This is a genomic window from Streptomyces sp. NPDC006393 (genome assembly GCF_040628575.1).
GTDB lineage: Bacteria > Actinomycetota > Actinomycetes > Streptomycetales > Streptomycetaceae > Streptomyces.
Window position 1 is genome coordinate 1 of the sequence record NZ_JBEXZD010000174.1, and the last position, 10,495, is coordinate 10,495.

The following is a 10,495-nucleotide window of genomic DNA, read 5'->3' on the forward strand; positions in this document are numbered from 1 at the left end:
CCGCCGGTGGTCAGGGCCTCGACGGCGACGACGTGCGGGGCGTTGTGCACGAAGGTGGCGGCGTCCTTGACCAGCTGCCACACCTCGGGCGGGGTGCGGGAGTCGAGGTGGAGGTCCGCCTGGATGCGGGGCACGGGCTGGTTCCGCCTTTCTCGGGGTCGGGTGGGCCGGGCGGCCGCTCAGGCGGCCTTCATGTGCGTGGCCAGGAAGCCGATGTCGAGGCCGACGGCGCGGGCCAGCCGGGCCCAGACGCGCAGGGTGCACAGCATGTCCCGCTGGCCTTCGGCGACCAGCCGGTCGGGCAACTCGCCGGGGAACGCCTCCAGCAGGCGCTCCCACAGGGCGAAGACTCCGTCGACGTGGCAGGTGTCGGCGCCGAACTCCTCGTGCAGGGCGAAGATGTCGGCGAGTTGCTCGCCGGTGGCGTCGACGAGCTCGCGCAGCCCGTACTCCAGTGCCATGGCCAGGCAGTGCTCGTCGGCGACCGGTTCCCGGCCCGCCAGGCGGTTGTCGATGTCGGCGAGCTGTTCCAGGAAGCGCAGCTTGGCGGCCTGCTGCATCTGCGGCTGGGCCGTGCCTCCTTGGAGGTCCTCGGCGTAGGCGCGGCCTTCGGCGAGCATCAGCCAGGCGGCCGTCGTCCAGGCCTCGACGGCGCGGGCGGCGGGGAGGCTGTGTCCGGCGCGTACGGCGGGCAGGACGGCGATGTCGCGGGCGGTGCGCACCGCCGTGGTGGGGGCGGGGGCCGGGCCGGCGGGGTCGGGGGTCATGGCGTGGCTCACTCCGGGTGCGGGAGGTAGTCGAAGGTCAGCCGGGCCGCCTTGGTGCGCAGCGCGCGCAGCAGCGTCCGGGCGTGCTGCGGGGCGAGTCGGGGCAGGTCGGCCAGGGCGAGGGGCGTGGGGTCGAAGAGGTCGCCGGCGTCGGGCAGCGGCAGGGCGCCGCCGGCCGGGGCGAGCAGCAGGGGCGCGCCGGGCAGGAAGGGCTGCGGGAGGGCACCTCGGGCGGGTTCGAGACGTACGGCGATGTGGTGGGCGCATCCGGTGGCGCGGGCAGTGGCCTCGGCGAGCTCGATGTGGGCCGGGGCGAGCGGGCGGTGCGCATGGCGGGGGTCGAGGGCCTGGGCGATGTGGCGGCGCAGGTGTTCCAGGCCGGCGGCGGCCTCGCCGGCCCGGCCGGTGCCCATGCGGCCCTCGGCGAGGGCGCGGCGCCAGCGCAGGAGGTACCACTTGCGGGTGGTGTAGACGTCGCCGTGGTGGCACAGCAGGGCGTCCATCAGGTGCAGGAGCGTGTTGTACGCGTAGCCGACACGGCCGCGCCGCTCGCCGGCGGCCTCGGCGAGCGCGGTGTGGGCGGCCTGTTCCAGTGCGAGGTGCAGGGAGGCCCTGCCCCACACGGTGCTCAGCGCCGGCAGCTGGTCGAGGAAGGGGGACGTGCCGTCCAGCGTGAGGCCGTTGACGATGCGTTCGGTCTGCTTGCGGCGGGGTTCGCGGTGGCGGTCCCAGGCACGGAAGGCGGCGACGGTGTCGGCGGGCGGGGCGGCCGCGAGGGTGTCCAGGGTGGCGAGGGCGTCGTCGAGTTCGGCCCGGGAGAAGGAGATGATCTCCAGGTGCTCGCCGTGGTCGAAGATCTTCGTGGCGATGCGGGGGCCGTCCAGCGGGGCTTCCTGGACGCGGATGAAGTCCAGGTCGCTGGTGGGGTTGGCGAGGCCGTGCACGGGTGAGCTGGTGAGCAGCAGCAGTCCGGGGCCGACGCGTTCCTCGAGGGTGGCGGCCAGTGCGGCCGGGTTCAGTCCCCGTTCGGCGAGGAACGCGGTGACGTGCCGGTGTCTGCGCGCCGTGAGGTCCTCGGGGCGGGCGAGCGGCGGGGCTGCGGTCGGGGTTGCCATGGAGTCCTTCTTCCGGGGCCGGCTCACGGGCCGGCGGTGGTCCGGGCGCGGGCGGTGGCCGCGAGCCGGCCGAGGACGAGCCGCGCGGGCAGGGTGTTGTCGACGGTGCCGAGGCGGGTGCCGGGGCCGATGCCGGGGCCGGTGGCGGCGAAGACGGCGTGCAGCCGGTCGCTGCCGGTGTTGACGACGTGGGCGGCCGGTTTGCGGGCGGGGGTGACCGGCGGGCCGTCGCCGGGCGGCTGCGCGGAGGGCTGGTAGTCGTCGGCGAGCGCCACGTAGACGGCGCCGGTGGCGTCCGGGGCGGTGGTGGGACGGCCGTCGTCGTCGAGGAAGGCGGTGACGACGCGGCGGCCGGTGGCGGGGTCGGTGAGGCCGCCGAGGAGGGTCATGGCGCGGGCGAGTGCCGTGGGGGAGCCCTGCGGGCCGGTGCACAGCAGCCCGTTGTTGGCCGGGTGGTAGAACACCTGCGACCGGCGGGCGTCCAGGGTGCCGTCGCGGTCCGCCGTGGCCAGTCCGGCCGTGAGGAGGGGGCCGTTGAGGTGGACGAGGGCGGTGGTCCCGGTCATGCCGTGGTCGGCGCCGAGCAGGACCGTGTCGTGCTCCCCGGCCCGGTCGAGGACGCGGCCGAGGATGGTGTCGGCGCCCTGGTAGGCGCGGCGGAGGCGGGTCCAGACGGCGTCGGCGATGTCCGGGCGGTGGGCGCCGCTGCCGGGGTCGCACCAGCCGAGGAGTTCGTGGCCGGCGTCGTCGGTCATCGGCAGGTAGACCACGACGAGGCCGGTGTGGTGGCCGGTGAGGACCGCGTCGGTGGCGGCGGCGAAGGAGCGGGCGACGCAGTCCAGGGAGGACAGCAGGACGTCCTCGGCGCTGCCGTCGCCGCCGTCGGCGAGGCGCGGCCCGAACGTGCCGGCCCGGTAGAGGGATCCCGCGCTCTCCCCGGCGAACGGCGGCAGGGTCTCCAGCCGGTGCCGCAGCACCGGGCAGGTGCCGGCCGTACGGGTGCGCCAGACGCCGCCGCGCACCAGCAGCGGCCGGCCGTCGGCCCGGAAGCAGGCGAGCCAGGTGCCGGGGGCCTCCGGTCCGGGGCCGAACATGAGGGGCTGCCAGCCTCCGCCAGGCCTGAGCAGCAGGCTGCGGCCGCCCGGCGCGGTGACGCGCACGCCGCGGGCGTCGGGCGGCACGGTGATGTCCAGGGCCCGGCCGGTGCGGTGTCCGGAGGCGCCGGGGTCGGTGCCGGGGTCGGCGTCGGGGTCGGCGTCGGTGGGCGGCGGGCTGCCGTTCGTGCCCGCGTCCCCGTGCCCGTCCCCCGCCCGGGCCGTCACCGGCAGCTGCCGGGTGTGGCCGTCCTCGTACCACCGGAAGGCGGTTCCGGGGCGCAGCTCGCAGGCCGCGGGGCGGGCGAGGCGGTTGCTGTAGGACTCGATGGCGGCGGCGACGGCCGGGTCGGTGGTGCCGTCGGCGCCGATGACCCAGGGGACGTGCACGAAGGCGCCCGAGTGGCCGGTGGCGGCCAGGTGGTGCCAGACCGGTGGTACGGCGAGCGTGCCGGGGGCGAAGCCCGTGGTGTGGGCGGCCGGGTCGGGGGCGTCCGGGACGGGGACGGTGAAGCCGGTCACGTGGTGTTCGCGTGGCCAGGTGCCGGTGAAGAGGGTGGCGAGGGAGGAGGGGGTCTGGCAGTTGGGGCGGGCGGGCCGGGCCGCGCCGAAGGCGCCGTGCCGGCGCATTCTGCCCACCGCGGGCAGGGCGCCCTCGCGTTCGAGGCGGTCGACGACCCAGTGGGCTGCGCCGTCCCACACCACCCAGTACACGGTCACGGCGCGGTCAGCTCCCCGTGCCGCGCGCGGCGACGGCGTCCTTGAGGAAGGCGCGCTTGGAGTAGTGGCCGCGGTCGTCGTTCAGCCCGTGTTCCCGCAGGAAGGTCTCCAGCCAGGCGGCGACGTCGGTCATCTCCGTGAGGACGGCGTCCTCGTCGGCTCCCACCGCGGTACGGCTGCGCAGGTACTCCAGCTCGCACTGGTTGAGGACGGTGTCCGGGTCGTCGGTGAGGGTGCAGTGGTCGAAGAAGATGCCGTAGACGTGACCGGAGCGCAGGGATTCGATGTTGACGTCGTAGCGGGTGCGGCGGAAGGAGGGCAGACGGGTCGCGGTGACGTTCAGCCGCTGTCGCAGATGGTGTTCGAAGCCGCCGTCGTCGTGGACGTCCACGCCGTAGGTGTGGCTCTCGCGCCGCGCGAAGGCGTCCTCGGTGTACCACTTGCGTTTGACGAGGTGCTTGCCGTCGGTGGTGGGGATGAAGGACACATAGCCCTCCTCGCCCGCGGGGCCGGTCACCTCGAAGAGGTGGTTGAGGTAGTCCCAGGCCTGGAACTCGTCGCGGTACTCCATGACGTAGCCGGGCAGGTCACCGGCGCGCAGCCGGTGGTACAGCTCGACGGTGAGGGTCCAGGCGTCGACGGGCGGGTGGAGCGTGTACTTGTACTCCAGTTCGCTGCCGGGGAAGCACTTGCGGTAGTAGCACTGGTGGTTGTTGAGAAAGAGGTGCCGCTCGGCGTGGCGGCGCAGTGCCTCGGGCAGCCACTGGAGCCCCTCCACACCGGCGGGGCCGAGCGGCAGCGCTTCGTCGGTGACGCGGACGAAGCAGGCGTCCTCGTCGAGGAACCGGATCTGGCCGCGGGCGTGCAGACGGCCGTCGTGCTCGGTGACGTGGAGCAGCGGGACCAGGGGGCCGTGCCACTCCTCGCCGGTGACGCGGCGGACCGCGGAGCGCAGGGCGGCGCCCGGGAGCATGCCCGGGAACAGGCCGGCGCCGTCGGCGAGTGCGGTGTGCCGCCGGCCGCCGTCCAGGGTGGCGGCGGTCAGCCGCAGGGGGCCGAGGTCCTGCCAGCGTACGAGTGCGGTGTTGTCGTGGAAGGCGCCGCCGGCGGGCAGCGGGACGAGGACGACGGGGTCTTCGGGCGCCGCGGCGGCGGTGCCGTTGAGCAGGTGCACTCCGCCGGCGACCAACCAGGAGCGGTGCGGCCGGGGGTCGCCGCCGGGTCCGGTGCCGCTCATGTCAGATCTCCTTCCGGCCGACGGTGACGACCGTGCCGTCGCTGATGACCGCCTCGGCCGCGTCCGCGGCGAGCTGGGGGGCGACGGCGGCGGGGGTGCCCGACTCGCGCAGCAGGATCGCGAGATGGCTGAGGGCCGCGCCCTGCTCGAAGACGAATCCGGCGACGTGGCCGATGAGCACGGAGAGCACCGCGTACGGCCGGGACGCGTGGACGACCGGCTTGCCGGGGCAGGCCGCGATCCGTTCGCTGATCCGGGCCAGGCTCTCGTGCGCGCCGACGTCGGTGGACCTGTCGATGCTCACGGCGGGCCCGATGGACAGGCGCCGCAGGGTGGTGTCGTCCGTGAGCCGCAGCAGCGGGCCGCGGGCGGTACCGGAGGACAGGCAGACGCCGGACGCGGTGACGGTGACGTCGTCGTGACCGCCGAGCGCGGAGTGGTCGACGAAGTACAGCCGGCCGTCCGCGTGCACCCACTCCAGGGTGCAGGGGCCGTGGACGCCGTCCATGGCGGCGGTGAACCGGGCGATCTCGTGCAGGTGCGGCAGCAGGGCGCGACCGCCGGGCGGCACGGTGGTGTTGCCCGGGGCGTCGAGGGGGCGGCGGGTGTCGGCGACGGTGATCGCCTCGGCGCCCGAGGTGCCCCGGTTGAGGGCCATCAGGCCCTCGGCGCTGTACTCGACGACGAGGCCGTCGCCCGCGGTCCGCGAGATGACGCCGAGATCGCCGCGGATGAAGTCCCGTACCACCGCGGTGTGCAACTCGGTGCCCGTCGGGGTGGCGCCGGTGGCGAGGGCCAGCCGGTCCACGACGTCGTCGGCGGGTACGACGATCTGCCGCAGGGTGTCGGACAGGTCCAGGACCCGCTCGGGAGCCCCGCTGTCGGTGAGGGTGCGGACGAGGGCGCCGGCGGTGTCCGGGTCGTGCAGGCCGCGCCCGTTGAAGCGCACCACCCAGGCACCGCCCACGGACACGCCGCAGGTGCGGGCCAGCCGGTGCGTGGGACCCCGTTTGGCGACGAAGCCGGTGTGGACGGCGGCGACGCGGCCGAGGCCGAACCCCTCGGGCAGCTCGTCGAAGTAGAGCCGGTGGGCCTCGGCGTGCGGGGCGTCGGAGGTGTCCTGGCGGCGGGCGGCGGTCAGGGGGCGGACCTGGATCAGGTGCACGCCGTCGTCGTCGGCGGCCCATTCGACGTCCACCGGCCGGCCGTGCCGCACGGTCAGGTCGCGGGCGAGGGCGGTGACGTCGTCGAGGATCCGGCGTTCGGCCGGGTCGGCGGGTCCGTGGCCGTCGTGCAGGGAGGCGGAGTCGGCGGTGCGGGGGACGGCCGCGCCTGCCACCAGTTCGTCGGCGAGGCCCTCGACGTACTCGATGCTGACCCGGTCGTCGGACGTGCCGTCCAGGCCGGTGAAGGCCACACCGGCGTAGTGGGGCCGTATCTGGCGCTGCACGATCACGGCCAGGCGCGGGTCGGCGCCGAAGTCGCCCTCGCGGACCCGGGCGGCGACCGCCTCGGGGGCGTAGTAGGAGCGCCAGCACTCCTCCACGGCCGCGATCACCGCGTCGGCGCCGCGCACGCCGAGGACGGTGCGGTGGACGCCGGCGAGGCTGGAGGCGGCGCGGTCCTCGTCCAGTCCCGAGGACCGTACGGCCAGTTCGAGGCGGTCGGCGTCCGCGCCGAACACGTCGGTGAGGCGGGTGCGCAGCAGGGCGCGGTCCTCGTCCGGCATCCGCAGTCCGGCGGCGGCAGCGCGCACGGCGGACAGCGACTCGGTGAAGAAGGCTCCGACGGTGGCGCGCAGGTCGGTCATCCCGGCGGCCAGCCGGGCGCGCTGCTCGTCGGTGAGGGCGGCGGCGAACCGCGCGGCGGGCACGCAGAAGGCGTCCGGAACGGGGAAGTCGCGGCAGTTGCGGACGAGCGCGGCGAACTTCGGGCCGACGTCCGCGGCGTCGACGCCGGCCCGCAGACCGGGCAGGCGCTGCCGGGCGAACTGCCGGTCGAAGTCGATGTGGATGTCGCTGGGGCGCGGCCCGACCGCTCCCTGGTACTTGCCGTCGTAGAGGACGACCTCGCCCTGGGGGTGCCACCACATCATCTGGCCGATGTTGATGCCCGCGTACACCCGGACCCGGTTCATCGTGTACAGCTGAAGCGTCCACTGGCCGGTGTAGCCGATGTCACCGAGGCTGGCGGAGAGGTTGATGAACAGGCCGAGCCGGGCGATGGAGGAGCGGGCGGCGAAGGTCGGCGCGTAGTGCTCGCTGCCGAGGACCTCGACGGTGTGGGCCAGGTAGAGGTGGCCCGGCTGGAGGACGTAGCCCTCGTCGGGGATCTCGATCTCCTCGTAGGCGTTGGCCCTGCGGGCGTCGAGTTCCTCGCCGCTGTAGACCCGCAGGGTACGGCCGAGGCGGAAGTTGTAGCTGTTGGGGTTGACCTGTTCGGGAGTGAACGGGTCGATGGTGATGCGGCCGTTCGCCCACTCCCGTTCGATCTCCGGGCCGGTGAGTATCACGAAGCCCCGTCCTCACTTCTTCACGCCGATGTTGAGGTAGTCGTACTGGCCGCTGAGCGCCGTGGAGGACACCACGTTGGTGGTGTGCGGCGAGCGGTAGAGGACGACCTTGAAGTAGGTGAGCGGCACGATGACCGCCTGCTCCATCACGCGCCGGTCGATCGCGCCGTACAGCTTGTTGCGCTGCTCGGTGTCCAGGGTGGTGATGGCTCGGTCCAGGAGGCTGTCGACCCGGGGGTCGTCGAGGGCGGAGAGGTTGGTGTTGCCCTGGTCGCGGATGACCCGGCCGTCGACGATCTGCTGCATGAAGCCGTACCCGGTCGCCCAGTCGGCGCCCCACTCCATCATCATCAGCCCGATGCGGTGCTTCTGCGCGTACGCGGGGACGCCGACGTACCGGGAGAAGTAGCTGCTGGAGGGGTACTTCTTCACCTCGGCGCGGATGCCGACGGCGGCGAGCGAGGTGCTCAGGGAGCGGGCGACGGCGAGTTCCCCGGGCCGGTCCTGGCGGGCGGCGAGGGTCACCGAGAACCCGTCGGGGCGTCCGCAGGCCCTGAGATGCTTGCGGGCGGCTGCCTTGTCGCCCCTCTCGCCGGGGGTGCGGTACAGGTCCGTGCGCACGCTGCCGGGGATGTCGGGCGGCAGCAGGGTGGTCGCGATCTGTCCGTGCCGGGGGCCGCCGGCGGCGGCGCTCGCCGCGGCCTTGTCGACGGCGTACTGGACGGCCTTGCGGCAGTCGGGGTCGTCGAAGGGCTTCACCCTGCTGTTGACGGCGAGATAGGTGAGGCTGCCGCCGAGCGCGTTGTCGGTCTGCGCGGCCAGCGCCGGGTCCTTCCACAGCCGGGCCTCGGTCTCGGCGGTCACACCGCGGCCGGAGAGGTCGACGTGGGCACGGCCCGCGATCAGGTCGTCGTCGATCTGCTGCTGGGGCACATGCAGGCGCAGGACGATGCGGTCGGGGTTCTGCTGCCGAAGCGGGTCGCTCGCGGCCGACCAGTGCTCGTTGCGGACGAGGACGATCTCCTTGCCCGCGACGTACTTCTCGAACTTGTACGAGCCCGAGGAGACGATCGCCTTCTCGTAGCCGGCGCCGGTGTCGGCCTCGCGCGGGACCGGCGCCGTCTGGGGGCCGCTGACCAGGTAGTCGAAGTCGGCGAACGGCTTGTTCAGATGGAAGACGATCGTGGTGTCGTCAGGGGTCGCGATGGATCTCAGCCCGGCCGGGTCGGGGTCACGGTACGGCCCCTTGTAGCCCCCGGGGTTGTCGACGAGGAACTGGCGGAAGTACCGCGGGCCGTTGCTGAGGGTGTCGGGGGCGAAGTTGCTGCGCTCGACGGCGTACTTGACGTCCTTGCTGGTGATGGACGTTCCGTCGCTGAACTTCAGGCCGGGGCGCAAATGGTACGTCCAGGTCCGGCCGCCGTCGCTCGGCGTGCCGAGCGACGCGGCGAGGTCCGGGGTCAGTTCGCCCGAGCCGTCGCCCGGCTTCGGCGGGAAGGTGGTGAGGGCCCGCGCGTAGAGGCGGCTGAAGTTGTAGATGTAGCCGTTGTAGGTGTTGCCCGGGTCGAACGAGTCGGGCTCGTCACTGAACTCGTAGCGCAGTGTGCCGCCGCCGCCCCGCTGGGGGTTGACCACCGCCCGCACCGCGGCGTCGGCTCCGCCGGAACCGGAGCGGGGAGCGGGCTCGGCGGCGTCGTGGTGCGAGCCGGCACCGCCCCCGCAACCGGCGGCCAGCAAGAGGGCGGACAGGGCGGTGGCGACGGCCGGCCGTACTCTCGGTGCGCGCTTCATGCGTGTTCCTCACTCGGTGAGCGGGCGGTGCGGGCGGTGCCTACCAGGAAAACAAACCGTCCTGTTGGTTCTCAACGACGTTCGAAAAATGCGATGGATGACGGCCCGAGTTGATCAATTCGCCCCGCGGGACGACCCTTTCGCCCGGCTGAAGGAGACCGGCCGACCCGTTCCTGGCCTGCGATGCCGTCCCGCCGGAGGCGTCGTCCACCGTCCGGGCGCCGGTCCTGAAGGCCCTCGAAGGCCGGTACAGCTCCGGTTCAGCCCCGCTTCATTCCTCCGGCTCCCGCATGCCGCTTTGCTACCTTCGGCGGGCCGCACCACGTCCGGTCAGCCGCGGAGGGGGAGCCCATGCAACTTCAGCAACTGCGCACGTACTGCGAGGTGGCGGCCGAGCTGAGTTTCACCCGGGCCGCGAGGAATCTGCACTACGCGCAGTCCACTGTCACCGCCCAGATCCGCAGCCTCGAAGAGACCGTGGGGGCCCGGCTGTTCGACCGCAGCCGACGCCGGATAGCCCTCACCGACGCCGGCCGCCAGTTCCTGCCGCACGCCCTCCGCATCATCGAGATCACCGAGGCGGCACGGCAGGAGATGCAGGGGCTGGAGCGGACGGGCCGGGCTGCCTGAGGGGGCCCCGTACGCCGGGGCGGCCGAGGATGCGTGCGCTACTCGGCCGGCTCGACGCCCGCCCGCAGCAGGCCGTAGGTGTACGCCTCCTCCAGCGCACTCCACGACGCCGCGATCACGTTCTCGGCGACGCCCACCGTGGACCACTCGTCCCGGCCGTCCGTCGTGGAGATCAGCACGCGGGTCGCGGTCTCCGTGCCGTGCCTGCCCTCCAGGCTGCGGACCCTGTAGTCGACCAGTCCCAGCATGGCGAGCTGCGGGTAGATGCGCTCCAGCGCGACGCGCAGGGCGCGGTCGAGGGCGTTGACCGCGCCGTTGCCCTCGGCGGTGGCGACGATGCGCTCACCCTTGGCCCACAGCTTCACGGTGGCCTCGTTGGCGTGGCTGCCGTCGGGGCGGTCCTCGACGATGACCCGCCTGGACTCGACGCGGAAGTAGCGGCGGGCGCGGCCCTCGGCCTCCTCGCGCAGCAGGAGTTCGAACGAGGCGTCCGCCGCCTCGTAGGTGTAGCCCCGCAGCTCGCGCTCCTTGACCCGTTCGACGACGCGGCCGACGAGTTCGCGGTCGCCGCCGAGGTCGATGCCGAGTTCCTTGCCCTTGAGCTCGATGGAGGCGCGGCCGGCCATGTC

8 protein-coding genes are annotated in these 10,495 nt (G+C 73.5%); 1 reads left to right on the top strand and 7 read right to left on the bottom strand.

What is annotated here, in order from left to right:
- Nucleotides 1-179: 179 nt before the first annotated feature.
- Genes ABZ484_RS37300 through ABZ484_RS37325 form a run of 6 tightly spaced genes read right to left on the bottom strand, consistent with a single transcriptional unit; the run spans nucleotide 180 to nucleotide 9,236 of the window.
- Nucleotides 180-767, bottom strand: coding sequence for a DUF6031 family protein (locus ABZ484_RS37300; RefSeq protein ID WP_358870395.1), 588 nt, complete (start codon nucleotides 765-767; stop codon nucleotides 180-182).
- An 8-nt stretch (nucleotides 768-775) separates the two neighbouring features.
- On the bottom strand, nucleotides 776-1,882 hold the full coding sequence (locus tag ABZ484_RS37305; protein ID WP_358870396.1) for a DUF6001 family protein: 1,107 nt from the start codon (nucleotides 1,880-1,882) through the stop codon (nucleotides 776-778).
- A gap of 23 nt (nucleotides 1,883-1,905) precedes the next feature.
- Entirely contained in the window at nucleotides 1,906-3,696 is a 1,791-nt protein-coding gene (locus tag ABZ484_RS37310) for an alkaline phosphatase family protein (RefSeq protein WP_358870397.1), read from the bottom strand.
- A gap of 7 nt (nucleotides 3,697-3,703) precedes the next feature.
- On the bottom strand, nucleotides 3,704-4,933 hold the full coding sequence (locus ABZ484_RS37315) for a hypothetical protein (RefSeq protein ID WP_358870398.1): 1,230 nt from the start codon (nucleotides 4,931-4,933) through the stop codon (nucleotides 3,704-3,706).
- 1 nt (nucleotide 4,934) lies between these two features.
- Complete coding sequence (locus ABZ484_RS37320) at nucleotides 4,935-7,445, bottom strand: PEP/pyruvate-binding domain-containing protein (RefSeq protein ID WP_358870399.1); 2,511 nt, start codon at nucleotides 7,443-7,445, stop codon at nucleotides 4,935-4,937.
- A gap of 12 nt (nucleotides 7,446-7,457) precedes the next feature.
- The gene (locus ABZ484_RS37325; protein ID WP_358870400.1) at nucleotides 7,458-9,236 is read right to left on the bottom strand and encodes an ABC transporter substrate-binding protein; all 1,779 of its coding nucleotides are present in this window, start codon (nucleotides 9,234-9,236) and stop codon (nucleotides 7,458-7,460) included.
- A gap of 351 nt (nucleotides 9,237-9,587) precedes the next feature.
- Here ABZ484_RS37325 and ABZ484_RS37330 point away from each other — a divergent pair, with 351 nt between their 5' ends.
- Nucleotides 9,588-9,866, top strand: coding sequence for a LysR family transcriptional regulator (locus ABZ484_RS37330; protein ID WP_358870401.1), 279 nt, complete (start codon nucleotides 9,588-9,590; stop codon nucleotides 9,864-9,866).
- 38 nt (nucleotides 9,867-9,904) lie between these two features.
- Here ABZ484_RS37330 and ABZ484_RS37335 read toward each other — a convergent pair.
- Nucleotides 9,905-10,495: alpha-isopropylmalate synthase regulatory domain-containing protein (locus ABZ484_RS37335; RefSeq protein WP_358870402.1), on the bottom strand; the 591-nt coding region annotated here is incomplete at its 5' end.

What these genes read in the sequence shown, in the direction of transcription:
- ABZ484_RS37300 (WP_358870395.1), bottom strand. Translation starts at nt 767, where the DNA reads ATGACCCCCGACCCCGCCGGCCCGGCCCCCGCCCCCACCACGGCGGTG.
- ABZ484_RS37305 (WP_358870396.1), bottom strand. Translation starts at nt 1,882, where the DNA reads ATGGCAACCCCGACCGCAGCCCCGCCGCTCGCCCGCCCCGAGGACCTC.
- ABZ484_RS37315 (WP_358870398.1), bottom strand. Translation starts at nt 4,933, where the DNA reads ATGAGCGGCACCGGACCCGGCGGCGACCCCCGGCCGCACCGCTCCTGG.
- ABZ484_RS37325 (WP_358870400.1), bottom strand. Translation starts at nt 9,236, where the DNA reads ATGAAGCGCGCACCGAGAGTACGGCCGGCCGTCGCCACCGCCCTGTCC.
- ABZ484_RS37330 (WP_358870401.1), top strand. Translation starts at nt 9,588, where the DNA reads ATGCAACTTCAGCAACTGCGCACGTACTGCGAGGTGGCGGCCGAGCTG.